Source organism: Deltaproteobacteria bacterium (genome assembly GCA_016875395.1).
GTDB lineage: Bacteria > Myxococcota_A > UBA9160 > UBA9160 > UBA6930 > VGRF01.
Window position 1 is genome coordinate 49,040 of sequence record VGRF01000008.1, and the last position, 25,443, is coordinate 74,482.

Sequence of the window (25,443 nt, forward strand, 5' to 3'; positions counted from 1 at the left end):
TGAGCAACGAGACGACTCCGGGGCTCGTGTGCGCCGAGACCGCGTAGAACTGCTCGAACACCGCGGCCTCGCGCGCGAAGGCGTCGAGCTGCGGCGTGGTCTCGCGCGCGTGCCCGTAGAGGCTCATGCGATCCGCGCGCAGCGCGTCGACCGTAATGAGCAGCACGTTCCAGGGAACGCGCGGCTCGTCGGCGCGAGCCGAGAGCGCGAAGGCGAACACGATCAAGAAAAGCGTCGCCCGCATGCACCCCCCACTCGGCCACGTGAAGCGGAACCGCTGCGGCGCCCCGCCGCCAGCGGCATTCGCTCTGCCGGAGGCTTGTAACGTGCTCCGCCGAGGACACCAACGATGCGTTTGAGAGTCATCCAGTGAGCGACCGGCGGCGTCGGCAAGGCGGCGATCGAGGGCATCCTCGCGCACCCGGAGCTCGAGCTCGTCGGTTGCTGGGTGCACAGCGCCGACAAAGACGGCCGCGACGTCGGCGAGATCGTCGGGCGCGCGCCACTCGGCGTACGCGCGACGCGCGATGCGGACACATTGCTCGCGCTGCAGGCCAACTGCGTGCTGTACGCGCCCGTCGCCGCGAACCCCGCCGAGGTGCGGCGCATCCTCGAGTCCGGCAAGAACGTCGTCACGCCGCTCGGCTGGTTCTATCCGTTTGACTCGAAGAGCGTGGCCGAGATGGAAGCGGCGTGTCGCAAAGGCGGCGTCACGCTGCACGGCACCGGCATCCACCACGGCGGTATCACCGAGCGCTTTCCGCTCGCGATCTCCTCGCTCTCGCGCGCGATCACCCACGTGCGCGCGGAGGAATGGAGCGACATCCGCACCTACGGCGCGCCGGCGGTGATCGGCGAGGTGCTGCGGTTCGGGAAGACACCCTAGGAAGCGGGGCGCAGCCCGATGCTGAAGCTGCTCTCGGGCGGCTTTCTGCAATCGATCGACATGCTCGTCGCCGCGCTCGGCTTCGCCGCCGACACGGAGCGGCGGTCGTTTCACGAGATGGCCGTCGCCACCGCTCCGATCGACTCGCCGATCGGCCCGATCGCGCCCGGCCGCGTCGCCGCGCAGCGCTTCACGTAGCAGGCGACGGTGCGCGGCGAAGCAGTTGTTACGGCGCGCGTGAACTGGCTGATGGGCGAGGTGAACCTCGAGCCCACCTGGGGTTTCGGCTCGGAAGGCGAGCGCTTCGAAGTGGAAATCACCGGCGACCCCAGCGTGAAGACCGTGTTCCACGGCCTTCACCCCGAGTCGATCGCGAGCGGTCTCGCGCGCAACCCCGGCATTGTCGCGGCCGCGATGCAGTGCGTGAACGCGATCCCGATCGTGTGCCGCGCGGAGCCGGGCATTCGCACTTACCTCGACCTGCCGAGCTATCACGGCAAGGCAGCGAAGCAGCTCGGGGCGGCGCGACGATCCTCGATCGCTTCCGGCTCACCGACCGCGTCGCAATTGTTACGGGCGCGTGCAAAGGCATCGGCCGCGGCATCGCGCTCGCGTTCGCGGAGGCCGGCGCGCACGTCGTGTGCGCAACGCGCACCCAGGCCGACATCGACGCAACCGCGGAGCAAGTCCGCGCACGCGGGCGCCGCGAGCTCACCGTGAGCTGCGACGTGACGAAGAGCGAGTCGCTCGAGGCGCTGGTCGCGGCGGCGCTCGCAGAGTTCTCGCGCATCGACGTGCTCGTGAACAACGCCGGCGGCACCGGCCCGCGGCCGGCGCTGGGCACGAGCGAGCGCTTCTTCGAAGCCGCGCTGCGCTTCAACGTGACGAGCGCGTTCCTGCTCTCCCGCCTGTGCATCCCGAAGATGATCGAGAGCGCGGGCGGGGGCGCGATCGTGAACATCTCCTCGCGGTCGAGCGACATGGTGCAGACCGGCTTCGTTGCCTACGGCGCCGCAAAAGCCGCGCTCAACATGCTGACGCGCAACCTCGCCGCGGAAGTGGCGCCCAAGGTGCGCGTCAACGCGATCAGCGTCGGCGGCGTCGACACGCAGGCGCTCGCGATGGTGATGGGGAGCGACGCGCTGCGGAAACAGTTCGAGGCGAACACGCCGATGGCGCGGCCCGGCACACCCGAAGACATCGCCGCCGCCGCGCTCTTCCTCGCCTCCGACGCCGCGAGCTGGGTGACGGGCAAGATCTTCCAGATCGACGGCGGCACCGAGTCGCCCGCGATTCGGGTACCGACGCCGCGCCTCTGACCGGCCAATTGGGGCCTGACCCCAAATGGCCTAACAAAGTTTGCGGCCCCCGAGGCTCTCACCTCGGGGGCCGCGTGCCTTGCCGACGGCCGCGCTCAGCGCGCGACCGCGCCTCCTCCGGACTCGGGCGCGATGTCGCGCTCGTGCGCGTAGCGGCGCATGCGCACGCCGGCGCCGCTCGCGCGAATCTTCGAGAGCGCCCGCGCCTCGAGCTGGCGCGCGCGTTCGCGAGAGAGCCCGAGCTTCTCGCCGATCTCCTGCAGCGTGTGCTCCGTCCCGCCGTCGAGCCCGAAGCGCCACACGAGGATGCGGCGCTCGCGCTCGTCGAGAACGTCGAGGCTTTCGCGCGTGAGGCCGAACAGCCGGCCCTCGTCCATCCCCTCGCCCGCCTGCACGGCGTCCGCATCCTCCACCAGATCCTGGAGCGAGCGGCGGCGGCGAGAAGACTCGTCGCCCATCTCGGCGTCGAGGCTCAGCGGCTGGATCTCGAGCGACTGCAGCTCCTGGATCTTCTCGAGCGGCATCTCCATCGCCTCGGCCACTTCCTCCGGCGTCCCTTCGCGCCCGAGCTCCTGGTAGAGCTTGGTGCGTGTCTCGTTCAGCCAGCGCAGTGCGTCGTGGTGATGGCTCGGGATGCGGATCGTGCGCGAATGGTTCTGGATCGAGCGGATCAGCGCCTGCCGGATCCACCACACCGCGTACGTCGAGAACCTGAAGCCGCGCCGCCAGTCGAACTTCTCGACTGCGCGAATCAGGCCCGTGTTCCCTTCCTGGATCAGATCCTGGAAGGCGAGACCCATGCCGCGGAACTCCTTGGCCACCGCGATCACGAGCTTCAGGTTGTGGAACACGAAGCGGTTCTTCGGCGCGATCATCGCCTCGTAGCCCGCGGCCACACGGTCCATGCGCACGTGGAACTCGCGCGCATCGAGCCCGACTGCGGCCTCGACCTCGGCGATCGTCTTGTTGAGCTCGCTCATCGACACGCGCTGGCAGTTCGACGGCGGCGCGCTGCGATGCGCGCGCAAACGCTTACGCGCCTGCTCCGCGCGGCGCAGCCGCGTCTCGAGCTCGACCAGATCGCTGTGGAAGATGCGCAGATTCGAGAACGCGAAGTCCGCCTCGCGCAGCAGCTCGGTCGCCTTCGCGTCGAGCCGCGCGCGCTCCTTCGCCGTCGCGGAGGGCAGCAGCGCCGCGCGTTTCTTCTCCACGCGCTCGAGCGCCGTCATCGCCTCGTCGAGCCGCACGCCGACCTTCGGGTCGCCGGTGCCGAAGCCCTCGGACAGCCGGCGCGTGGCGCGCCCCGTGTCCTTGCGCGCACGCCACTCGGAGATCGCGCGCCGAGCGGTCCACGGGAGCCAGTACATGGTCTCGTGGAAGGCGCGGGTCGCCTCTTGGAACTCGCGCGAGAGCTTCAGCTGCTCCGGGTGCGCGAGGGTCGGAATCGCGGCGATGTCGCCGAAGTACGCCGCCAGCGACTCACGCGCGCCAACGCTGCGGGTCGGAGCCGGCGTGATCGTCGCCGTAGGCGCCGCCGGGGTCGCCTCGGTGTCGGTCGTCGTGTGCTTGTCGTTTTCCAGCATGTGCAACTCGGTAGCCGGTCGGGCGGATCGGGCTCGGTTCGGACCAGTCTTCATTCTCTGTCGTTTCGGGCTTCTTGCGGCGGCGGATGGTGAAAAGTGCCCCCCCGTGAGTGCCCCTAACACCTGAGTGCACCTTGCGGTGCATCTCGTGGCGTTTCCGCCAAATCGAGTCTTTGACGCTGAACCCGCGGGTTCAGTTTCCGTCTCTCGAGGCCGCGTCGGGAATTGATCCAAAGCTGGCGAAGGATCGAGCGCAGCCCCCTACCTAACTGCGCCCGCGCGGAAGGCAACCGGCAACTGCCGGTATCCGCAAAGAAATTCTCCGTACATGCGCTCCGCCTGCTCCCAGCGGACCTCGTACTCGCCCGCGACGGCGAGCAGCTCCTCGAGCAGCACCTGGCCCTCGAGGTTGGCGAGGTTCTCACCCAGGCACTTGTGGATGCCGTGCCCGAACGAGAGCGAACGAGGCGGGCGGCGCACCGGGTCGAACGCGTCGGCCCGGGGGAACTCGGCCTCGTCCCGCGTCGCCGAGGCCCAAAGCAGCAGCACCCCCTGCCCCTCCCGGAGCCGCTGCCCGCCCAGCAGGCGGTCTCGGATCACGCGCCGGCCGAGCAGATTCGTGGGCTGGTCGACGCGCAGGGACTCGGCCCACGCGGCGGGGATCCGGCTGGGGTCCGCGAGCACCCGGCGCCGCGTGTCCGGGTGCCGCGCCAGCAGCGCCGCGGTGTTCGCGACCGCCGCCGGCACCGTCTCGGTCGCCACCACGAGCATCGAGTAGAGGTTCGCGACGATCTCCTCGTCCGTGAGGGCGCGGCCGTCAACGCGCGCCGCGATCCAGGCGCTGAGGTGGTCGTGTCCTGCACTCCGGCGCGCGCGCCGAGCGGCCACGATCTCGCCGAGGCGCTGCGAGACGCGGCCCGCGAACGCGAAATTCTCCGCCCTCGGGCCCGCCTGACCGCGCTCGCGCTGGAAGAAGCCGTCGATCCACACGCGCAGCTGCTCCGCGTCGTGGCGCGCGAGCCCCAACAAGTCCGCGCCGATCCAGATCGCGGCGCGGTTCGCCCACGCGTAGACGTCGAGCTCGCCGCGCTCCGCGTGCGGCGCGAGCAGCTCGCGCGCGACCGCGCGCACGCTCGGCTCGAGCTTCGCGACGGCGCCGCGCCCGTAGCGCGCCGAGATCAGCCCGCGGTGCATGCGGTGCTGGGGCAGGTCCATCGTCATGAACGTGTGCGGCGCCGGATCGCGGCGCAGCACTTGCCCCGGCGCGGTGCCGCCGCGCGCGCTGAAGCACTCCGCATCGAGCGTCGCGGCGTAGACGTCTGCGAAGCGCGCGAGCGCCCAGGTGTCGTACTTCTCGAGATAGTGGACCGGACTCTCGGCGCGCAGCCGTGCGTAGGTTGGATGCGGGTCGCGCATCACCTCATCGCTGTAAGGGTCGTAGGAGACGACCACGAGATCGCCGTGTCAGGCGCCGAGCAGCTCGACCGTATTGCCATCCGGGTCCGCGACCATCGCCATCCGGACGCCCGGCCGCAGTGCGCGCGTCGGTGAGACGATCTTCGCGCCGAAGGCGCGGCACGCCTCGACCGTCTCGTCGAGATTGGTGACGGCGAACGTCACGTACCGAAAGCCCGTCGCGCCGAGGAGTCCGCCGGCGGGCGCGCTTGCGGCGGGCGCCTTCTCGGGCGCCATCAGCTTGAAGAACGCCTCGCCCACTTTGAGGCGATGCAGCACGCCGACTCCCGGAAACGGAATCTCTTCGATTTTCGCGAACCCGAGCGCGCCGGAATAGAAGGCGAGCATCTGCGCGACGTTCGTCGTCACCGTCCCCACGTCGAATGCGGCCTTCGCGAGCTTCGCGGTCATGGCGGCTCCTCCCTCGCGCCTGCGTAGCGCAGCGCGTTGCCGGGCAGCTACGCGCCGCGCGAAGCTGGCGCGCTCGGAGGTGCGCATGCAGAAGATCGGACTCGCGCTCGTCGGCTGCGGAGCGATCGCGGAGTGGCATCGCCTCGCGCTCGCGAGCGTGCCGCAGCTCGAAGTGCGCGCGGTCGTCGACACCGTGCGCGAGCGCGCGGAGGCGATGGCGAAGAAGACCGGCGCCGCCGCGTTCACATCGCTCGAGGCCGCGTTCGCGGCAGGAGGCGTCGAGGCCGCGGACGTGATGGTTCCGCATCACCTCCACGAACGCGTGGCGCTCGAGGTGTTAGGCGCGGGCAAGCACCTCCTACTCGAGAAGCCGATGGCGACGAGCCTCGACGCGTGCGAGCGCATCCTCGCGGCCGCGCGCGCGAGTGGGCGCGTCTTCATGGTGGGCGAGAACGCGCAGTACTGGCCCGACGTGCTCGTGGCGAAGCGGCTGATCGACGAGGGCGCGATCGGCGAGGTTGTTACGGCCCACGTGCATCTCTTCTCGCCCGCGATGCCCGAGTTCCACGGCGACGGCAGCTGGCGGCTCTCGCGCGAGCAGATGGGCGGCGGCGTCGCGCTCGACACGGGCTCGCACTTCATGCGCCCGCTGCGCATGTGGGTCGGCGAGATCGAGGAGGTGGTCGCCGCGATGGAGCGACCTCTCGCGCGCATGGAGGGCGAGTCGCTGTGCCGCGCCCTTTTCCGCTTCCGCAGCGGCGTGGTCGCGAACTTCTGCCTGTTGATCGCGAGCGGCGCGCTCGCGCCGCAGGACACCTTCCGCATCACGGGCACGAAGGGCGAGATCGCGATCGCCGCCGGCGTGCGCCTGTTCGACGGCAGCGACCCGCGCGGCAAGTCCGTGAAGGCCGACCTGCCCGAGGCGATGGCGAACGTGCCCGCGGGCTACATGGCCTCTTACGCCGGCGAGCTGCTCGACTTCGCGCGGGCGATCCGCGAGGGCAAGGCGCTCGACGCCGGCCCCGAGGTGGCAGTGGGCGAGCTGCGCGTCGCCCTCGCGATGGAGCGCTCGGCGCAGACCAAGCGTTGGGAGAGAGTCTGGGATTGAGCGCGAGTCGTTACGGCTGCGCCTCGCGCTTCTCGAGCTCCGGGATCGTCGCGAGCACCGGCGTCGCCACCGCGCCGGCGCCCGGCTGCACGCTGAGCGCATCCTCCGCGACGGGCTCTGCCGGCGCCGGCGTCTCCGGCGCGTGACGCAGGAACGGCACCGCCGCGAAGCGCGCGAGCGCGGAGACGGCCATCACGAGCGTGTAGTTGCCGGCGCTGCCCGCGAAACCGCCGAAAGCCGCAGCGCCCAGCAGCGTGCCGAGCGTCATCGCGGCGGCGTTCGCCGCGTTGTAGAGCGAGAGCACGCTCGCGCGCGAGCGCGCGTCGATGCGCTCGAAGAAGGTGAGCAGCGTGGCGTACTCGTAGGCGCCCCAGGCCGCGCCCGAGAGCACCTGCGCGAGCAGCAGCCACCAGATCTCGTGGGAGACGAGCCACAGCGCAGGCAGCGGTGCGATCGCAACCGAGCTCCAGGCGAGAATGCGCGAGACGCCGATGCGCGATGCGTAGCGCCCTAACAGCTGCAGCACCGCGATGCGCGCCACGAACACGGTGGCAGTGACGATCGTGAACTCGGTGTAGTCGAGGCCGATCGGCCCGAGCATGTAGGGAGTGAAGAAAGGCGCCGCGAGGTAGGTGCCGAGCGTGAGGCCGAGCATCGCGAGCAGGAGGCGCGCTTCGGGGCGGCCGCGCAGGAGGCGCAGCGTGGCGAGCGGCGAGAGGGGCGTGTGCCCCTGCGAGAGGCCCGGCCGCTCGCTCTGCCGCGCGAGCGCGCTCGCGGAGAGAAAGCGCGCGGCCGCGGCGACTGCGAACAGCGCCGCGAAGAGCGGCAGCGCACGCGGCGTTCCGATCGCGCCGTAGAGCACGAGGCTCGCGACGAGCAGCGAGGCGAACAGCGCGACGTTCGCCCAGCGCGTGCGCGCCGCGAAGAAACGCGCGCGGATCTCGAGCGGCACGAGCGTCTCGACCCACGCGTTCCACGCGGGCCCCGTGGCCAGTGAAAATCCCCAATAAGCCGACATCACCGCGAACAGGCCGACTACGCCGAGCGGCGCGCCGAGCGCGGAGGCGACGAGCGGAAGGAAGCACGCGGCCTGCAGCCGCGCGCACGTCACCACCCAGCGGCGATAGCTCTGCGCGTGCACGACGCCGAACGGCGCAGCGAGCTGCGGCAGCGACCCGAGGAACATCGGCAGCGTGGTGACCAGCGCCGCCACCACCGGCCCGAAGCCGAGCGCGAGAGCGAACGCGGGCACGTACGTCTCTCCGACGCCGACCATGATGGAGTAGTACGCACCGTCGGCGGTGATTGCGCGGAGATCGCGCTCTTGGCGTGCGTCGGGCCTCGAAGGTTCAACCATTGGGGCGCGCACAGTACCGGGCGGTCAGGTGGCTCCGCGCGTTCTTCCGTGTTTACTTCGCATCGGCCTCGAAGACTCGGCCGCTGCTGCGCGCTTCGCTTGCGGCCTCGGCCGACCCGCTCGCGAGGAGCGTTCGACTTCGAGGTCGTGCCGACGTTCGTTGCGGCGCGTCAGCGGCGGTGCTCGAGCGCGCGTCGTCTCGCTTCGTGGCTTCAGGCCCGCATTTGGCGTGCATCGCGCTCGTTTGCTGCGCAGAATGCGGCGCATGGATTTTTCTTGGACGGAACAGGCGCGTTTTGCGGTGGCGCTGATTGCGATCGTGGATCCGTTGGCGGCGATTCCGCTATTCTTGGGGCTCACTTCGGGATTCAGCGTGGCGGAGCGGAAGAAGACGGCGCGGGTGACGGCGCTGGCGGTGTTCGGGGTGCTCGCGGGCGCGGCGCTCGCGGGGGAAGCGATTCTCGGCGCGTTCGGGACGAGCCTGCCGGCGTTTCGCGTGGGCGGCGGCGTGGTGTTGTTACTGATGGCGGTGTCGATGCTGAACGCCGAGCCGGATCGCACGCGGCATACGCCCGAGGAAGACCTCGCGTCGACGACCAAGGAGAGCGTCGCGGTGGTGCCGCTCGGCGTGCCGCTGCTCGCGGGGCCCGGCGCGATCAGCGCGGTGATCCTGCAGATGAACAGCGGCGACGGCCCCGCGCACGTCGCGCTCGTGCTCGGCGTGATCGCGCTGCTCGCGCTCGCGTGCTGGCTGGCGCTGCGCAACGCCGAGCGCATCGGGCGCCTCGTCGGCCCGATCGGCATGAACGTCGTGATCCGCCTGTTCGGTCTCGTGCTGGCTGCGATCGGCGTCGAGTTCATCGCCGCCGGGATCAAAGAGCTGTTCCCCGGGCTCGCGTGAGGTCGAAGTGCACGAATCCCTGATGCCTGAGCTCGACTTCGCGCACGCGGATCTGCCGAACCTCCACGCAGTGCTCGACGAGCTCCGCCCGCGCGGTCCTGTGGTGCCGGTGACTTATCACGGTGCGCTGACGTGGTTGATCCTCGGCTACGAGGAGCTCGCCGCCGCGTTTGCGGACGACGAGACGTTCCCGTCGAAGACGATCTACGAGCGCATCGCGATGCCGGTGATGGGCAAGACCATCCAGTGCATGGCTGGCGACGAGCACCGCCGGAATCGCGCGCTCGTCTCACATGCGTTCCGGCCCGCCGTGATTCGGCGCGCAGAGAGCGCGGTGCTGGAGCCGCTCGCGCACGAGCTGATCGATCGCTTCGCCGCGCGCGGGGCGTGCGACCTGATCGCGGATTACACGCGCAAGTACCCGTTCCTCGTGATCACGCGCTTCCTCGGCATTCCGCTCGCCGACGAGGATCGCCTGCTGCACTGGGCGCAGAAGCTGATCGAGTTTCCGTGGGATCCCGATGGCGCGCTCGCCGGCTCGCGCGAGTTCACCGCATATCTGCGCGAGATCGTCGCCGAGCGCCGCGCGGCGCCGCGCGAGGACCTGCTCTCGGAGCTCGCGCACGCGGAGCTGGGCGGCGAGCGGCTCAGCGACGAGGAGATCTTCTCGTTCGTGCGCTTGTTATTCCCGGCGGGCTCCGACACCACGTACAAGAACATGGGCTCGCTATTCGCCCTGGTCCTCGCGCGCCCGGAGATCGCGCGGCTCGCGCGGGAGGACGCCAGCGCGATTCCCGCGATCGTCGACGAGGGCTTGCGCTTCGAGCCGCCCGTCGCGCTGCTGCCGCGCGCCTGCGGCAAGGACGTGCACTGGGCGGGCGCGCACCTGACAGCCGGCGCGCCACTGCTCTACGGGATCGCCGCGGCGAACCGCGACCCCGCGGTGTTCGCCGACCCGCACCGCTTCGATCCATCGCGCAAGGCGAACCGCCACCTCACCTTCGGCCACGGCCTCCACTTCTGCCTCGGCTCGCACCTCGCGCGCCGCGAGCTCGAGGCGTCGCTCGCCGCGCTCGTGCAGCGCCTGCCCGGCCTCGCGCTCGCGGACGCGACGCCGCCGCCGATCGTGGGCGGCGTGATCCGCGGGCCCGGGGCCGTGCGCGTGCGCTGGGATGCGGCACGCAGCTGAACCCCGCCCAGCCGCGGATCGAGCGCCGCGCGCGAGCTGCTCCATCTCCGCCGCGCCGATTGGATCCCCCTCGGGTGCGACAATTCGGCCCGGCCGGAATGTACGCCCTCGCCGTCTTGTCGTTAATTGAACGCGTGTTTAAATTTGCTCCGTGACGTCCCCCTCCCCCACGCCACGCCGCCGCACGCGTCCGCGTCGCGTCGGCCGCCCGCGCGCGAGCGCGCGCAGCGCCGACGTGCGCACAGACCTTCTCGCCGCGGCGCGCGCGACGTTCGCGACGCGCGGCTACGCCGGCGTCTCGCTGCGCGAAGTCGCGAAGACCGCGGGCACGACTGCCGCGATGGTCTCCTACTACTTCGGCGACAAGGACGGCCTCTACGCCGCGCTGCTGCAGGATGCGCTCGCTGACGTGCTCGCGCGCGTGCGCGCCGGGCTCGCGGCGCGCGCCGCTGCGGGCGCGCCGCCCGGCTCACTGCACGTCCTGTTCGAAGTCGCCGCGGAGGCGCTGGGCAGCGTGCCGTGGATTCCGCAGCTCGTCGTGCGCGAAGTGCTGAGCGAGGACGCGCCCTTCCGCGACAGCTTCATCGACGAGTACGCGCGCCCGATGTCGCAGCTGCTGCGCGGCGCGCTGCGCGCCGAGATCGCCGCGGGACGGTTGCGCGCCGACCTCGACGTCGATCTCGCCTTCGCTTCGCTGCTCGGCCTCGCGGCGTTCCCGTTCGTGGCGCGCCCGGTACTCGAGCGCGTGCTCGGTTTCGCCTACGACGACGCCTTCGTCGCGCGCCTTTCGGCCCACACCCAGCGCCTGTTCGTGGAAGGAGCTCGCTCGTGACGCGTGTGTTCACGCTGTTGCTGATCGGGTTGCTCGGAGCCTCGTGCACCGAGGATTCGGAGATCGCCGTGGGCCAGCTCGAGCGCGATCGCATCGAGCTCGTGGCCGAGGCGAACGAGCCGATCGTCGAGATCGCCGTGCGCGAGGGCGATGCGGTCGCGGCGGGAGCGCTCGTCGTGCGCCTCGCGCCGGAGCGCCTCGCCGCGCTGCGCGAGGCCGCGGACGAGCGCGTCGCCAGCGCGGAGGCGCGCGCTGCCGAAGCCGAGCGCGGCCCGCGCGCGGAGCAGATCGCGCAGGCGCGCGCACGGTACGCAGGGGCGCGGGACGCGCTCGCCACCGCCGAGCGCGAGGCGAAGCGCGCACGCGAGCTGCACGCGGGCGGGGTTGCATCGGACGAGCTCGTCGACCAACGCGAGCGTGTCCACGCGCTCGCGCGCGCCGAACGCGATGCGGCAGCCGCCGCGCTCGCGGAGCTGCTCGCCGGCACGCGCAGCGAGCAGGTCGCGCAGGCGCACGCGCGGCGCGACGAGGCGCGCGCTTCCGCGCGCGAGGCCGCGCTGCGCGAGCAGCGCCTCGAAGTCCGCGCGCCGCGTGCGGGCGTCGTGGACGCGCTGCCGTACAAGGTGGGCGAGCGTCCTCCCGCCGGCGCCGTGGTCGCGGTGCTGCTCGCGGACGGCGCGCCCTACGCGCGCGTGCACGTGCCCGCCGCCCTGCGCGCGCGCGTGAAGCCGGGCACGAGCGCGCGGGCTCGCGTCGACGGCTTCGAGACTCCGTTCGAAGCGCGCGTGCGCAGCGTCGCTCAGGACGCCTCGTTCACGCCGTTCTACGCGCTCACGCAGCACGATCGCGGCCGGCTCAGCTATGTCGCCGAGATCGACCTGACCGATGACGCGGCCCGCGATCTCCCGAGCGGCCTCCCGGTCGAGGTGGAGTTCGCACCGTGAGCGGCGAGGTCGTCCTCGAAGCGCGCGCCCTCACGCGGCGCTTCGGCGCGCACACCGCGGTCGACGCGCTCTCGCTCGCGATTCCGCGCGCGCAGATCTACGGCTTTCTCGGCCCCAACGGCTCGGGCAAGACGACCACGATTCGCATGCTGTGCGGCCTGCTCGCGCCGAGCGCCGGCGACGCCACGGTGCTCGGCCTCGCGATCCCGCGCGAAGCGCCGAAGCTGCGTGAGCGCATCGGCTACATGACGCAGAAGTTCTCGCTCTACGAAGATCTGAGCGTCGCCGAGAACCTCGAGTTCCTCGCCGAGATCTACGCGCTCGAGCGCGGCGCAGCGCGCAGGCGCATCGACGAGCTGTGCGCCGAGTACCGCCTCGAAAAGCTGCGCGATCAGCTCGCGGGCACGCTCTCCGGCGGCCAGAGGCAGCGCCTCGCGCTCGCCGGCGCCCTGATCCACCGACCCGACTTGTTATTCCTCGACGAGCCCACCAGCGCCGTGGACCCCGAGAGCCGCCGCGACTTCTGGGAGTCGCTGTTCCGCCTCGTCGACGCCGGCACCACGATCCTCGTCTCGACGCACTACATGGACGAGGCCGAGCGCTGCCACGCGCTCGCGATCCTCGATCGCGGCGTGCTCGTGGCGAACGGCGCGCCGCGCGAGCTGATGGGCGCGCTCGCGGGCTCGGTGGTCGAGATCGAGGGCGAGGCACTGCGCGCCGCGCGCACCGCTCTCGAAGGACTCGCGTTCGTCGTCAGCGTCGCGCAGCTCGGCACGCGGCTGCGCGTGCTCACGGACTGCGCCGAGCCGGCGCGCGAAGTGCAGCGCGCGCTCGCCGCGGCGCACGTCGACGCGACCGCGCGCGCGGCGCTGCCGAGCCTCGAGGACGTGTTCGTCGCCGCGACGCGCGGCCGCGGCGTCGCAGCATGAACTTCTGGCGCCGCACCGCCGCCGTGGCGCGCAAGGAAGTGCGCCAGCTGCGCCGCGATTACTTCACGGCGGGGATGATCGTGGGCCTACCCGCGATCCAGCTGTTGCTGTTCGGTTACGCGATCAACACCGACGTGCGCCACCTGCGCGCGGGCGTCGCCGACGCCGCGAACACGCAGCTCTCGCGCCGTCTCGTCGCCGACGCGGAGGCGAGCCAAGTCGTCGACGTGGTCGCGCAGGTCGAGACGCCGGAGCAGCTCGAGGAGTTGTTACGGGAAGGCGAGATCGCGGTCGGCATCGCGATCCCGCGCGACTTCGAGCGCCGCGCGCGAAGAGAGGGTCGCGCCCCCGCGCAGCTGCTCGTCGACGGCGCGGATCCCGCCTTGCTGATCGCCGCTCGCGGCCTCGCCTCGCTGCCGATCGCCGCGCGCCCCACGCCGCGCGCGGAGCCGACGCCCACCTTCGAGGTGCGCCCGTTCTACAACCCCGAGCGCCGCTCGGCGGTCCAGATCGTGCCCGGCCTGATCGGCGTGATCCTCACGATGACGATGGTGCTGTTCACGTCGGTCGCGATCGTGCGCGAGCGCGAGCGCGGCAATCTCGAGCTGATCATCAACACGCCCGTGCGCACCACCGAGCTGATGCTCGGCAAGATCTCCCCCTACGTCGCGATCGGAATGATCCAGACCACGCTGATCCTGTTGCTGGGGCGCGCTGTCTTCGACGTGCCGATCGCGGGCAGCCTCTTCGACCTCTACGCCGGCTCGCTGATCTTCGTCACCTCGGTCACCGCGCTCGGCCTGCTCTTCTCGACGCTCGTCTCGACGCAGATGCAGGCCTTCCAGCTCACCTTCATGTCCTTCCTGCCGCAGATCCTGATGAGCGGCTTCATGTTCCCCTTCGACGGCATGCCGAAGCCCGCTCGGCTCGTCGCCGAAATCTTTCCGCTCACCCACTTCGTGCGCCTCGTGCGCGGCATCATCCTGCGCGGCGCGAGCCTCGGCGAGGTGCGCGGCGAGCTGTGGCCGCTCGCGCTGTTCTTCGTGGTCACCGTGTCGATCGCGATCGCGCGCTTCCGAAAGCGGCTCGACTAATCGCGACGCGGGTCCGCGAGCCACGGCGCGATGCGGCGCGTCACGGCGCTCAGATCGAAGAACGTCACGAACACGACGGGCATGAACAGGAACTGCACGTTCAGCAGCACCCAGGTCATCGCGTGGAACGTCGCGACGAATGCGACGAAAGCGATGCGTTGCCAGAGCGCCCGGAGCCAGAAGATCACGGGGAAGCCGAGCTCCATCGCGGCGACGCCGAGGCCCGGCAGGATCAGCGTCCACGGATGTGCGGCGAGCCAAAGGCCGAGTTGTGCGCCCGCGCCGACGTCGGACTCGCCGAACCGAAGCGCGCGTTCGAGCGTGAGCTGCCGCAACACTTCCGGCCCGAACCAGGCGAGCCCCGTGCCCCGCAGCTTCGCGAAGCCGCTCCACCAATAGAACGCCGCGATGTAGAGCTGCGAGGCGCGAATCGGCCAGCTCGCCTCCCACTCCGCGAGCGCGCCGCGCGCGCGCCCGGCCAGCGCATCGAGGGAGAACGTCTCGCCCGAACGCGAGAGCGCGAAGAAGAGCAGCACGTGGAACGGGATCAGCTCGCGGTGGTGGACGTCGCCCGCGACGCTGTCGCGAAAGCCTTTCAGCACGACGATCAACGCGAGGGACGCGAGCGCGGCAGCGCGCGTTCTCCAGCCCAAGGCGAACGCGGCGAGGGCGGCCAGGAGCACGACCACGCCGGCCTGTGCGAGCAGCGGCTCGAAGCGGGTGATGCCGAGCGCGTCGAAGTACCAGATCGAATCGATCAGCCGGAAGCGCGCGCCGAACGGGTCGATCTCGAAGAAGCTCGAGAACTGCATCGCGAAGAACGGGATCAGTCCGAGCCCGAGCAGGAACCGCGTCGCTCCGAGCCGCTGCGGCGTGCCGCCGCTGAACACGAAGCGATCGAGCGCGGCGAGGGCCGTCTTCATCGCGCGCTCCCGGCGTTCCACTCGGTCCGCCAGCGCAGCCGCGCCGTCTCGCGCGTGTCGGGCAGGCGCTCCAGCGTCTCGGACGAGAAGTGCATGCGCACGCGCTCGGCGTGAAGCTCGACGATGAAGTCCGGAGCGCCCGGCGCGCGCCCCAGCGTCTCGTTCACGCTCACCAGCAGCGCGCGCTCCCAGTTCTCCACGAAGATGGGCTCGCCCGGCGCAATGCCCAACCACCAGCGGTCGAGCGTCGCGCCGCCGGAGTTCTTGTGCTTGAAGCGCGGCGGAGGGTGGCCCCAGCTGCGTTCGTAGTAGAGCCGCCACATGTTGCGCGGCGCGACGTTCAGGTCCGCGCGCCGCACCCACTCCTCGCCCCCATCCGCGCGCACGGCCCGCCAGCCCTCGCGCTCGAGGCGCTCGCGATCTTTGAGCACGACGCTGCGCCGCTCCGGCGCCTCGGCGGGCTGGATCGCGTACATCGGCGCCCAGGTGAGCCGGAACTCGTCGATGCGAAACGGCACCGCGAGCCACACCACGAGCGCGTGGACGGCGAGCAGCCACGCGACGCTGCGCTTGTTCATTCAGTCCCTCGTGCGGAGCGCCTGCCGAGCACCGGCGCAATGCGGTCGAGCAGGGGCGAAAGATCGAAGAAAACCGCGAACACCACGGGCAGGAATACGAACTTCACCTTCATGAGGACATAGTTCGCGACGTGAAAGAGCGTGACGCCGCCGAGGAACAGCGCGCGCAGCCCGGCGGCGCGCATCCACAGGACGAGGTGGAACCCGAGCTCCATCACGAAGGTCGCGAGCGCGAGCAGGATCAACAACTCGGTCTGGTGCGAGAACCAGAGCGCGAGCGGGTTGCCCTCCGGCTCGCCGTCGGGGCCGATGCCGAAGCGAAACGAACGGTTGAGCAGAAGTACCTGCAGCCGCTCGCCGTCGCGGATCCAGTCCCATCCGGTCATGCGCCACTTCGCGAGGCCGCTCCAGAAGTAGAACGACGCGATGTGCAGCTGCGCGGCCTTGATCGGCCAGCTCGACTCCCACTCCTCGAGCTCGCGGGTTTCCGGGCGACGGCGCGCATCGAGCGAGTCGACATCGCCGCAGCGCGAGAACGCGAACAGGAACAGCACCGCGAACGGCACGAGCTCGCGGTGGTGCACGTCGCCCGCGACGCTGTCGCGCATTCCCTTCAGCAGTGCGATCGCGACGAGGCAGACGACCGCGGAGAGGCGCGTGCGGTAGCCCAGCGCGAACGTGGTGGTCGCAATCAGGAGCGTCGCGAGCGCGAGCGCCGCGAGTGCCGGGTCCAAGCGTTGGATGCCGAGCCACTCGAAGTACCAGATCGGGTGCACGAACCAGAACTTCGGGCCCGTCCAATCGAGCCCTAACAACGTGTAGTACTGCAGCACGTGAAACGGCAGCATCCCGAAGCCGAGCACGATTCGAGTCGCCGCCAATCTCCGCGGCGAGCAACCCGTAAAGAAGAAACGCGCGAGCGCTCTCGCGATCACTCGAAGTCGCCCCGCCACGCGTCGTCCCACCTGAGCACGACCTCGCGCTGTTTGCGTCCGACCAGCTCGAGCGTCTCGCGATCGAAGCGCAGCGTCTCGCGTGATGCAGCCAACGAGACGATGAACTCGGGGTCCTGCGGCGATCGTCCGAGCGTGTGATTGACGCTGCCGATCAGGCGGCGGTCCCAGTTCACCACCCACGTCTTCTCGCCGGGCTCGAGGCCCCACAGCCAGCGGTCGAACGCCCCTGCGTCGGCATTGGCGTGCTTGAAATTCATCGACCCGCTGCCGAATGAGCGCTCGTAGTAGATCCGCCAGAACGAGCGCATCGGAATGTTCAGCCGCGAGATCGGCATCCACTCCTCGGCGCCATCACGCCGCCGCGCCAACCAGCCGCGCTCGCGCAGGAACACCTTGTCCTTGCGGACCATCGCGAGCGTTTCGGTGCCGCGATATCGGTAGACCGAGTACATCGGCGCCCACGTAAGTGGAAACTGGTCGACGCGTGCGATCGCCGCGGCCCAGTTCGCCGCGAAGAATGCGGCCAGCAGAACGCAAACGGCACGGCGCGACACTCGCCTCCCTCCGGCGCGCGCGAAGTTATCGCGCGGAGGTGCGCGGTCGATTCTCGCGCGCCCCGCTGCTAATCGAGGCGCGTCCCCCGAACTCGCGTGGACCTCGATGCCGCATCCGCTCGTTCACATCGGCTTCCACAAGACGGCGACGAAATGGTTCCAGGAAGCCGTCTACCCGCTCGTGAAGAGCCACGTCTACATCCCGCGCGCTCGCGTGCAGGCCGCGCTGCTGGGGCCGAGCGCGTTCCACTTCGACGCGGACGAAGCTCGCGCTTGCCTCGAAATCCCGCCGGGCACCGCGCCGATTCTGTGCGAAGAGAACCTCAGCGGGTACCTGCACAATGGCGGGTTGTTGGGCCTCCTCACCAAGGAAGTCGCGCAGCGCGTTCGCGCCACGCTCCCCGATGCGCACGTCGTAGTCGTCGTGCGCGCGCAGCCCGAAATGGTCGCAGCGTGTTACCAGCAGTACGTGCGCGGTGGCGGCACCTACAGCGCGCAGCGTTACCTCTGGCCGGCGGATTTCGTGCGAGGCGCCTCGGCGCTGGCTTTCAAGGCGCCGCGCTTCAGCTTCGACCACTTCGAGTACGACCGCGTGATCGCTCACTACCAGCAGCTCTTCGGCCCCGAGCGAGTTCACGCCTACGCCTACGAGCAGATCGAACGTGATGCTCGGGAGTTCTTGCGCCTCTACGCCCGCGAGCACGCGCTCGACCTCGACGTGGCGAACGTGCCGCTCGCCAAGCGAAACGCTTCCTACAGCCGGACGGTCAATCAGCTCTCGCGCATCCTCAATCGCTTCACGGCGCGCTCCGTCACGGACAAGCACACCTGGCTGCACGTGCCCTATCTGTATCGCCAACGACGCCGCCTGATCGAAGCCGCCAACGCGACGGGCGTGTTCGGCTCCCGCGCGTCTCCGGACGACTTGTTAGGTGCGCAGACCGTCGCATGGATTCGGCAGCGCTACTGGGAGTAGAACCGCCGGCTCGCGAAGCTCGTGAACTGCGACCTCGCCGACCTCGGCTACCCGCTCGATCCACCGCCGGCGCCCGTGGCGCGACCCGAGCGCGCCGCTTGGCTGCGGTGGACGACGAAGTAGCGCCCTGCGCGGCACCCTCCTCTTGGTGCACGCTCCGCAGCCAGGAGGCCCGCCATGTACACCGACATCCGCACCGAGAAGCGCGGCGCGTGCCATTGGATCGTGCTGAATCGCCCCGACGCGATGAACGCGGTGCGCCCCAAAACCTACGTCGAGCTCACGCACGCCTTCGAGGACGCCGACGCCGATCGCGACACGCGCTTCATCGTGCTCTCCGGCGAAGGTCGAGGCTTCTGCGCCGGCGACGACTTCAACGAGATCTTCCTCAGCGAGGACCAGCACCCCTCGAAGCGCAGCGACGCCACGCTCGCGCGCTACCGCTCGCGCCACGGCGCCGCGACCCCCGTGGTCGGCGCGATTCTCGCGTGCACGAAGCCGACCATCGCCGCGATCAACGGCCCCGCGGTCGGCATGGGCATGGACCTCGCGCTGCTCTGCGACATCCGCATCGCGAGCGAGCGCGCGAAGCTCGGCAGCTACTTCGTGCGCCGCGGCGTGATCGGCAGCATCGGCGGCACGTACCTCCTGCCGCGCATCGTCGGCCTCTCGCGCGCGATGGAGCTGCTGCTCTCGGGCGAGCTCGTCGACGCACACGAAGCGGAGCGGCTCGGCCTGGTCTCGCGCGTCGTGCCCGACAGCGAGCTCGCCGCCGCGGTCGACGCCCTCGCCGAGAAGCTCTCGTGGGGAGCGCCGCTCGCGCAGCGCGCGATCAAGCGCGTGGTGCGCCGCGGCCTCACCGTCGACCCCGATGCGCTCGAGGAGTACGGACGCCTGCTGTCGGACGAGCTGTGGAAGACGGAGGACCACCGCGAGGGCGTGCGGAGCCACGTCGAACGGAGGAAGCCCGCGTTCAGGGAGCGCTGAGGGACTGCGTTCTGCGGAGGGATCGGCGCGGCACGGAGCAGCCTCGTTTCTTTGCACTTCGCTCGCCTCCGCGGACTCCGGCTCGCGGCTTGCGGTTCATATCGAGCCCGCGTTTCGTCGTCAGGGAGTGGTTGCTGGCTACGTGGCGTCGGCCGGCACTTCGGTACCGTGCGCGAACTCCTGGAGGCTTCATGGCGCACGATCTCGTGATTCGGGGCGGGGACATCATCGACGGCACGGGCAAGCCTGCCTTTCGCGGCGACGTCGCCATCGATGGCGACACGATCACCGCGGTCGGCGCGGTCTCCGCACCCGGCAAGCGCGAGATCGACGCGCGCGGGCACGCGGTCACGCCGGGCTTCGTCGACATCCACACGCACCTCGACGCGCAGATCGCGTGGGACCCGCTGCTGACGCCGCTTTCGTGGCACGGCGTGACGAGCGCGTTGTTAGGGAACTGCGGCGTCACCTTCGCGCCGGTGCGGCCGGGCGATGCGGCGACGCTCGCGGGCATGATGGAGACGGTCGAGGACATCCCGCGCCGCGCGATCCTCGAGGGCCTGCCCTGGAACTGGGAAGGCTACGGCGGCTACCTCGACGCGCTGCGCACGACGGCGCCCGCGATCAACGTCGCGGGGCTCGTCGGCCACTGCGCGGTGCGCTTCTACGTGATGGGCGAGCGCGCCGTCGACGAGCAGCCGACCGACGCCGAGATGGATCGCATCGCGGAAGTGGTCGGCGAGTCCGTGCGCCAGGGCGCGGTCGGATTCTCGACCTCGCGCCTGATCGGCCACGTGCTGCCCGACGGCCGCGACGTGCCCGGCACGCACGCGAGCGCCGAAGAGCTCGTGCGCATCGCGCGCGCCGTGAAGCGCGCGGGCGGCGGGCTCATGCAAAACGTGCTCGACCTCTCGGGCAAGTTCGACCACGAGATGGCGCTGATCCGCAAAGAGGCCGAGGCGACTGGCGACCGCGTGCTGTTCAGCGTGACCGCGGGCAACTCCGACGCCTCGGGCAAGCGCCTCAACGCGATCGTCGACGGCATGCGCGCCGACGGCCTCGACGTGAGCTGCGTCGCGATCCCGCGCGGGTCGGGATTTGTTACGGGCCTCGTGAACGAGCTGCCCTGGCGCAGCGGCGCCTGGAAGGAGCTCGCCGCGCGGAGCTTCGCGGAGCGGCTCGCGGCGCTCGACGACGCCGACTTCTGCGCGCGCCTCGTCGCCGATGCGAACGCGGACACGAGCTTCATGGCGAAGGTGCCGACCTTCCATCTCGGCAGTGGCGACACGCCCGACTACGTGTTCCGCATGGAGACCTCGCTCGCGCATCTCGCGAAGCTCGCGGGCGAGACGGAGGCCGAGACGTTCCTGCGCATGCAGCGCGAGACGCGCGGCAAGGCGCTCTTCACGAAGCTCTTCTTCAACCCGAACCTGCGCGCCGTCGAGGACCTGATCTCGGGCGGCCACATCCTGCCGGGCCTCGGCGACGCCGGCGCGCACGTCGGCCAGGTGATGGACTCGGGCTGGTGCTCGTTCGTGCTCGCCCACTGGGTGCGCGAGCGCGGCCTCTTCACGACGGAAGAAGCGGTGCGCCGCATGAGCGCGATGCCAGCGCGCATCATGGGCCTGAAAGATCGCGGCAGGCTCGAAGCGGGCCTCAAGGCCGACGTGAACGTGATCGACCTCGCCCGCGTGAGCGAACGCATGCCCGAATACGTGCGCGACTTCCCGAACGGCGCCGGCCGCTTCGTGCAGCGCGGCCGCGGCTACCGCGCCACGCTGTGCAACGGCGTGCCGATCCTCGAGAATGACGAGCACACGGGGCTACGCGGCGGCGCCGTGATCGGGCGCTGAGGCGTCCGTCACTGCGCCGACCCGGACGACTGCGGTGGCTGCCGCAGTTGCGAGCACGTGCGTGATCGCTGCGTGAGCGGCGCGGACCCGCTGGCCACTCAGCGGCGCCCGTATGACGGCACTCTTCTTGCGACCTCTCCGGCTCGGGAGGGGTCGCCATGCCGCGCTATGCGTACGAGTGGCTTTCGGGACAGGACCTGACGTTCCTGCTCGCCGAGAACGAGAACGCCCCGATGAACGTCGCCGCCGTCGGCGTCTTCGAGGCAGGGCCAATGCGGCGCGACGATGGCGGCCTCCACATGGAGCGCTTTCTCGAGTCGATGCAGGCAATCCTGCACCGCATTCCACGCTACCGGCAGCGCCTCGTGTTCAGCCCGCTCGAAAACCGGCCCGTGTGGGTCGACGACCGCCACTTCGAGCTGCGCTTTCACGCGCGCCACGCGGCGCTACCGAAGCCCGGCTCGCTCGCGCAGCTGAAGGATTTCGCCGCGTGGGTGCTGTCCCGGCAGCTCGATCGCGCGCGGCCGCTGTGGGAGGCGTGGCTCGTCGAGGGTGTCGAGGGCGGCGCTCAGTTCGCGCTGATCACGAAGGTGCATCACTGCATGATCGACGGCGCGGCTGGCTCGGATCTCATCCAAATCATGCTGTCGCCGTCGCCCCGTCCCGACGTCGATGCGCCGGCGCCGTACACACCGCGCCCCACACCCGGCCCGTTCGAGCTCGCGGTCGAAGAGGTGATGCGCGGCGGCGCGCGCATCGCGACCGCCGCGCGAGTACTCGTCGGCACCGCGCGCGATCCCAAAGGAGCGCGCGAACGAACGCAGGTGCGTGCGGCGTCGCTCGCGAAGCTCGCGAGCTACGCGCTGCGGCCGGCGTCGGCGACGCCGCTCAACGGCCCGGTCGGACCCCATCGCCAGCTCGACTGGCTGACGATGCCGCTCGATGACTTGCTCGAGCTGCGCAAGGTGCTCGGGTGCAGCCTCAACGACGTCGTGCTCGCGACGGTGGCGGGCGCGGTGCGGCGATATCTCATGCATCGCCGCGCGGATCCCGCGCTGCTCGACTTCCGCGTGAGCGCGCCGGTGAACATGCGCAAGCCGAGCGAGCGCGGTCGGCTCGGCAATCGCGTCTCGTCGTGGATCGTGCCGCTCCCGATCGCGGAGAAGGATCCCCTGAAGCGCCTCGGCCAGATTCGCGACGAGACCTCGCGCCTCAAGCGCTCCGACGCAGCGGCCGGACTCGACAGCTTGTTCTCTCTGGCCGACTGGCTGCCGCCGCGCGTTCTCGCAAGTGCGGTGGGGCTCGCAGAAGGCCCGGCGAACCTGATCGTGACGAACGTGCCGGGGCCAAACTTCCCGCTGTATCTGTGCGGCGCGAAGCTGCTCGGGATGTATCCCCTCGTTCCCTTGCTACCGCGTACGGGCCTCGGCATCGCGCTCTTCAGCTACGACGGCCGGCTCTGCTGGGGCTTCGCCGTCGACCGCGACCTGGTGCCCGACGTCGCCGCGTTCGTTCGTTCGGTGCGCGATGCCTTCGAGGAGCTGCGAACGGCCGCGGTGTCGCACGTGTTCCGTAAGCCCGTCGTGGGCGCGGCGCCTCGCGCCGAAGCGCCGGCGCCGCACGCGGGCGATGCGGTCGTGCCGCTTCGCGCTTCGCGTTCCCGGACGAGCGACGAGGACATCGCGCAACGCTGAGCGCGTCAGGCGGCGTCCTGGCTCGGCGGAGTCGCGCGACGCGCTCCGCGAGCGAAGTCGAACACGGGGCGAGGGGCAGGCGCGCAGCGCGCTGCAGTCAGGGCCTCGCTCGCGGAGATCGCGTCTCGCGCGGCGTCGCTGAGGGGTTCGCTCGTACTGAACGAGAGCTGACAGAGGCCGAAGTCCACGACGAAGTCACGCAGCCCTGCCTCTGTATCGATTTCCCGGCAGCCGGCGCGTGATCGACCTGCTTTGCGAGGAGCGAAAGGGTCGTGGGCTCGTCGGCATCGAGTTGAAGCACGGCCCCGCAGATCGGGGCTTGCCGGCGCAGATGATCGACTACATGACCGAGCTGGAACGGCTCGCGAAACGGGAACGCCGACCAACGTTTCGAGGCATCGTCATCACCGGACAACCCGACATTCGCCTGAAGCGCCTACTCGAGACCGCTGCCGCTCCTCGCGGCTGGAGAGTCGATTGGCACGTCTACCAGGCGTCGATCGCGTTGCGCGGTTTGGGCGAAGACGCCGTCGCGGTGCTCCGCTGACCTCGACCCTGCATGACGTCGGCACGTAACCCGTTGAATCCACTGGAGGCGCCGCCCGGATTCGAACCGGGGATCGGGGTTTTGCAGACCCATGCCTTACCACTTGGCTACGGCGCCGTTCCGTGAGCGGCGCTTGCGCGGCCGACCAGCGGGCGGCGGAAGATGGCGGAGGGGCGCGCGCGCGTCGACGCGAATCTCGCTGCGTGAGGGCGGCCCGCGCGTACACGAAACCCGCGGCGGGCGCGTCGACTGCTCGCGCGCTCCACCGCGGGCCCTCGCGCTCCATGACTCGACCCGGTTTCGCGCGCTGGCGCTTCGCGGCGCGAAGCGGAAGCAGCGCCTTTGGGAGTCAGAGCGAGAGGCGAATTCTTAGTCGTTTACTTCGTGGTCGTGAATCTGGTTGTGGTGCGGGTGCACGTAGCGGCTCCCGATCCACAGCGTGGCGAGGCCCCCGAGCGCAACGAGCACGATCGGCCCGAGCACGAAGACCATGGCGATCACGGCGACGGCTGCAGCGTCCATGGGCGGACTCCCGAGAGGCCGCCGGCGCAGTCGGTGCAACGCGCACCGGTGCGAGCCGGCGGCACGCCGCGCACGCTCGAGGCGGCGCGGCGGGTTCGGGCGCGGTCTACGCGCCCGGCTAGTGGCCCGGCGGAGTCTCCTCCATCACGTCTCCTCCCGATTGAGGCCGGTCGGTCGCGATTGCGGGGCGGGCAGCAGCGCGATTCCAGCATCGAAGCGAGCGGTCGATCGGCGGCTGAATCCACCTTACTCATCGATCGCGGAACGGGAAGTGTTTTTTGGGGGCGGCCCGACGATTCGTGCCAGGCGCCGATCGTCGGTCGCGCAAGCCTCGGCGCCCTCCTAGCGTGCCGACGATGCAGTGGGCGCTCGTGTTCGGCTTCGGCGGCCTCGGGGCGGTGATGCGCGTCGCAATCGGCGCGGCGATCGGTGCTCGCGCGTTTCCGTGGGCAACTCTGCTCGTGAACTTCGCGGGCTGCCTAGCGATCGGCGTGCTGCACGAGTGGCTCGCGGCGCGCGCCGCCGCGCCTCCGCTGTGGCGGCCCGCACTGATCGGTGGCCTGCTCGGCGGCTTCACCACGTTCTCCGCGTTCGGTCTCGAGACGTGGCAGCTGCTTCAGTCCGGCCGGCCCGCCGCCGCTGTCTTGTACGTGCTCGCGAGCAGCGTGCTCGGCGTCGCGGCAGTCGCAGCGGGCATCGCGATCACCCGCCACGCGACGTAAGCGCGCTCACTTCTCAGGAGATGCCCGTGACGATCTCGTTCGACCCGCTGCGCGACATCGCGAGCGCCGACGCTGATTCGCGCGCGCATCAACCCGTTCCTGTTCCGCAAGAACCCGAGCCTGATCGCGACCGACGGGCCGAAGCACGATGCGCTGCGCGCGATCGTGAACCGCGGCTTCTCGCCGCGCCGCATCACGCTGTGGGAGGCGCGTGCGAAAGAGGTCGTGGCGGAGTGCGTCGCGAAGCTCGATCGCGGCGAGCGCTTCGACCTCGTGGAGGATCTCTCGGTGCCGCTGCCGGTCACCGTGATCGCCGAGATGTTGGGGGTCGAGCCCGAGCGCCAGCGCGACTTCAAGCGCTGGTCGGACGCGATCATCTCGGGCGCAACCGGCGCACATCGCGCCAACCCCTTCAGGCCCGAGCTGATGCAGGCCTTCTACGACCTGCTCACGTACCTCTCGGACATCGCGCGCGCGCGGCAACGTGCGCCGCAGAACGACCTGATCAGCGCGATCGTCTCGCGCGGCGAAGGCGACGCGCTGAGTCCGCAGGACGCGATGATGTTCGTGGTACTGCTGCTCGTCGCGGGCAACGAGACGACGACGAACCTGATCGGCAACGCGGTGAGCGCGCTGCTCGATCACCCGGATCAGCTCGCGCAGCTCGCCGCGAATCCGGCGCTGATTCCCGACGCGATCGAAGAAGCGGTGCGCTTCGACACGCCCGTGCAGGCGGTGTTTCGCACCGCGACGGCCGACACCGAGATCGCGGGCACGCGCATCGCGAGAGGCGAGGTCGTCGCCGTGCTGCTCGGCTCCGCGAATCGCGACGAGCGGCGCTTCCCCGGCGGCGAGCGCTTCGACATCGCGCGCAGACCGCAGGGCCACCTCGCGTTCGGCTTCGGCAAGCACTTCTGCCTCGGCGCCTCGCTCGCGCGGCTCGAAGCGCGCATCGCGCTCGAAGCGCTCGTGCCGCGCCTCGTCGCGCTGCGCAAGCGCGAGGCGCGGCCGCCGATCATCGAGTCGTTCATCGTGCGCGGGCCGCAGCGGCTCGAGCTCGAGAGGGCGCCGCGCGCCGCGTGAAGCGCGACCTCGTCTCGGAGTAGCCTGCGCGCTCGCAAGG

General features: G+C 70.3%; 25 protein-coding genes and 1 tRNA gene. 16 read left to right on the forward strand and 10 right to left on the reverse strand.

Annotated features, from left to right (window positions below):
- The first annotated feature begins 448 nt into the window (after positions 1 to 448).
- Positions 449 to 886, forward strand: a complete 438-nt coding sequence (locus FJ091_08500) for a hypothetical protein (protein ID MBM4383395.1) — start codon at positions 449 to 451, stop codon at positions 884 to 886.
- Positions 814 to 2,205 carry a glucose 1-dehydrogenase gene (locus tag FJ091_08505; GenBank protein ID MBM4383396.1) on the forward strand — a complete coding sequence of 464 codons (1,392 nt, stop codon included), beginning with the start codon at positions 814 to 816 and terminating at the stop codon, positions 2,203 to 2,205. Before FJ091_08500 ends, FJ091_08505 begins: the two co-directional genes overlap by 73 nt.
- A gap of 95 nt (positions 2,206 to 2,300) precedes the next feature.
- Here the strand turns inward: FJ091_08505 and FJ091_08510 are convergent, their stop codons facing one another.
- The 3 genes from FJ091_08510 to FJ091_08520 form a co-directional block, all read right to left on the reverse strand.
- On the reverse strand, positions 2,301 to 3,788 hold the full coding sequence (locus FJ091_08510) for a sigma-70 family RNA polymerase sigma factor (protein ID MBM4383397.1): 1,488 nt from the start codon (positions 3,786 to 3,788) through the stop codon (positions 2,301 to 2,303).
- Positions 3,789 to 4,049: 261 nt separating this feature from the next.
- The gene (locus FJ091_08515; protein MBM4383398.1) at positions 4,050 to 5,240 is read right to left on the reverse strand and encodes a cytochrome P450; all 1,191 of its coding nucleotides are present in this window, start codon (positions 5,238 to 5,240) and stop codon (positions 4,050 to 4,052) included.
- 12 nt (positions 5,241 to 5,252) lie between these two features.
- The gene (locus FJ091_08520; protein MBM4383399.1) at positions 5,253 to 5,654 is read right to left on the reverse strand and encodes a VOC family protein; all 402 of its coding nucleotides are present in this window, start codon (positions 5,652 to 5,654) and stop codon (positions 5,253 to 5,255) included.
- 85 nt (positions 5,655 to 5,739) lie between these two features.
- Here FJ091_08520 and FJ091_08525 point away from each other — a divergent pair, with 85 nt between their 5' ends.
- Positions 5,740 to 6,762 carry a Gfo/Idh/MocA family oxidoreductase gene (locus FJ091_08525; GenBank protein MBM4383400.1) on the forward strand — a complete coding sequence of 341 codons (1,023 nt, stop codon included), beginning with the start codon at positions 5,740 to 5,742 and terminating at the stop codon, positions 6,760 to 6,762.
- Between the two features lie 10 nt (positions 6,763 to 6,772).
- Here the strand turns inward: FJ091_08525 and FJ091_08530 are convergent, their stop codons facing one another.
- Positions 6,773 to 8,038 (reverse strand): MFS transporter, encoded by a 1,266-nt coding sequence (locus tag FJ091_08530; protein MBM4383401.1) that lies wholly within the window; start codon positions 8,036 to 8,038, stop codon positions 6,773 to 6,775.
- A gap of 346 nt (positions 8,039 to 8,384) precedes the next feature.
- Here FJ091_08530 and FJ091_08535 point away from each other — a divergent pair, with 346 nt between their 5' ends.
- From FJ091_08535 to FJ091_08560, 6 genes are all read left to right on the forward strand, one after another.
- The gene (locus FJ091_08535) at positions 8,385 to 9,020 is read left to right on the forward strand and encodes an NAAT family transporter (GenBank protein MBM4383402.1); all 636 of its coding nucleotides are present in this window, start codon (positions 8,385 to 8,387) and stop codon (positions 9,018 to 9,020) included.
- Between the two features lie 22 nt (positions 9,021 to 9,042).
- Positions 9,043 to 10,209 (forward strand): cytochrome P450, encoded by a 1,167-nt coding sequence (locus tag FJ091_08540; GenBank protein ID MBM4383403.1) that lies wholly within the window; start codon positions 9,043 to 9,045, stop codon positions 10,207 to 10,209.
- A gap of 151 nt (positions 10,210 to 10,360) precedes the next feature.
- Positions 10,361 to 11,041 (forward strand): TetR/AcrR family transcriptional regulator, encoded by a 681-nt coding sequence (locus FJ091_08545; protein ID MBM4383404.1) that lies wholly within the window; start codon positions 10,361 to 10,363, stop codon positions 11,039 to 11,041.
- A complete protein-coding gene (locus FJ091_08550) occupies positions 11,038 to 11,985 on the forward strand; it encodes an HlyD family efflux transporter periplasmic adaptor subunit (GenBank protein ID MBM4383405.1) in 948 nt (315 codons plus the stop codon). The genes FJ091_08545 and FJ091_08550 overlap by 4 nt, the downstream gene beginning before the upstream one ends.
- Positions 11,982 to 12,914, forward strand: coding sequence for an ABC transporter ATP-binding protein (locus FJ091_08555; protein ID MBM4383406.1), 933 nt, complete (start codon positions 11,982 to 11,984; stop codon positions 12,912 to 12,914). Before FJ091_08550 ends, FJ091_08555 begins: the two co-directional genes overlap by 4 nt.
- Positions 12,911 to 14,008, forward strand: a complete 1,098-nt coding sequence (locus FJ091_08560) for an ABC transporter permease (GenBank protein ID MBM4383407.1) — start codon at positions 12,911 to 12,913, stop codon at positions 14,006 to 14,008. The genes FJ091_08555 and FJ091_08560 overlap by 4 nt, the downstream gene beginning before the upstream one ends.
- On the opposite strand, the gene FJ091_08565 is transcribed toward FJ091_08560, so the two are convergent.
- Genes FJ091_08565 through FJ091_08580 form a run of 4 tightly spaced genes read right to left on the reverse strand, consistent with a single transcriptional unit; the run spans position 14,005 to position 17,019 of the window.
- Positions 14,005 to 14,931 (reverse strand): hypothetical protein, encoded by a 927-nt coding sequence (locus tag FJ091_08565; GenBank protein ID MBM4383408.1) that lies wholly within the window; start codon positions 14,929 to 14,931, stop codon positions 14,005 to 14,007. The genes FJ091_08560 and FJ091_08565 overlap by 4 nt on opposite strands.
- The gene (locus FJ091_08570; protein MBM4383409.1) at positions 14,928 to 15,509 is read right to left on the reverse strand and encodes a hypothetical protein; all 582 of its coding nucleotides are present in this window, start codon (positions 15,507 to 15,509) and stop codon (positions 14,928 to 14,930) included. The genes FJ091_08565 and FJ091_08570 overlap by 4 nt, the downstream gene beginning before the upstream one ends.
- Positions 15,506 to 16,390, reverse strand: a complete 885-nt coding sequence (locus FJ091_08575; GenBank protein ID MBM4383410.1) for an HTTM domain-containing protein — start codon at positions 16,388 to 16,390, stop codon at positions 15,506 to 15,508. The genes FJ091_08570 and FJ091_08575 overlap by 4 nt, the downstream gene beginning before the upstream one ends.
- Positions 16,391 to 16,440: 50 nt before the next feature.
- Positions 16,441 to 17,019, reverse strand: a complete 579-nt coding sequence (locus tag FJ091_08580) for a hypothetical protein (GenBank protein ID MBM4383411.1) — start codon at positions 17,017 to 17,019, stop codon at positions 16,441 to 16,443.
- A 106-nt stretch (positions 17,020 to 17,125) separates the two neighbouring features.
- Here FJ091_08580 and FJ091_08585 point away from each other — a divergent pair, with 106 nt between their 5' ends.
- From FJ091_08585 to FJ091_08605, 5 genes are all read left to right on the forward strand, one after another.
- Positions 17,126 to 17,995 (forward strand): hypothetical protein, encoded by an 870-nt coding sequence (locus FJ091_08585; protein MBM4383412.1) that lies wholly within the window; start codon positions 17,126 to 17,128, stop codon positions 17,993 to 17,995.
- 177 nt (positions 17,996 to 18,172) lie between these two features.
- On the forward strand, positions 18,173 to 18,982 hold the full coding sequence (locus FJ091_08590; GenBank protein MBM4383413.1) for an enoyl-CoA hydratase/isomerase family protein: 810 nt from the start codon (positions 18,173 to 18,175) through the stop codon (positions 18,980 to 18,982).
- Between the two features lie 191 nt (positions 18,983 to 19,173).
- Complete coding sequence (locus FJ091_08595; GenBank protein ID MBM4383414.1) at positions 19,174 to 20,835, forward strand: amidohydrolase family protein; 1,662 nt, start codon at positions 19,174 to 19,176, stop codon at positions 20,833 to 20,835.
- A gap of 158 nt (positions 20,836 to 20,993) precedes the next feature.
- Entirely contained in the window at positions 20,994 to 22,529 is a 1,536-nt protein-coding gene (locus FJ091_08600; protein ID MBM4383415.1) for a wax ester/triacylglycerol synthase family O-acyltransferase, read from the forward strand.
- 238 nt (positions 22,530 to 22,767) lie between these two features.
- On the forward strand, positions 22,768 to 23,076 hold the full coding sequence (locus FJ091_08605) for a hypothetical protein (protein ID MBM4383416.1): 309 nt from the start codon (positions 22,768 to 22,770) through the stop codon (positions 23,074 to 23,076).
- A 43-nt stretch (positions 23,077 to 23,119) separates the two neighbouring features.
- On the opposite strand, the gene FJ091_08610 is transcribed toward FJ091_08605, so the two are convergent.
- Positions 23,120 to 23,193 (reverse strand) — tRNA-Cys (locus FJ091_08610).
- A gap of 252 nt (positions 23,194 to 23,445) precedes the next feature.
- On the reverse strand, positions 23,446 to 23,598 hold the full coding sequence (locus tag FJ091_08615) for a hypothetical protein (GenBank protein ID MBM4383417.1): 153 nt from the start codon (positions 23,596 to 23,598) through the stop codon (positions 23,446 to 23,448).
- Between the two features lie 356 nt (positions 23,599 to 23,954).
- Between FJ091_08615 and crcB the strand changes: the two genes are divergently transcribed.
- Both crcB and FJ091_08625 read left to right on the forward strand, forming a co-directional pair.
- The gene (crcB, locus tag FJ091_08620; GenBank protein ID MBM4383418.1) at positions 23,955 to 24,320 is read left to right on the forward strand and encodes a fluoride efflux transporter CrcB; all 366 of its coding nucleotides are present in this window, start codon (positions 23,955 to 23,957) and stop codon (positions 24,318 to 24,320) included.
- A 165-nt stretch (positions 24,321 to 24,485) separates the two neighbouring features.
- The gene (locus FJ091_08625) at positions 24,486 to 25,403 is read left to right on the forward strand and encodes a cytochrome P450 (GenBank protein MBM4383419.1); all 918 of its coding nucleotides are present in this window, start codon (positions 24,486 to 24,488) and stop codon (positions 25,401 to 25,403) included.
- The last annotated feature ends 40 nt before the right edge of the window (positions 25,404 to 25,443 follow it).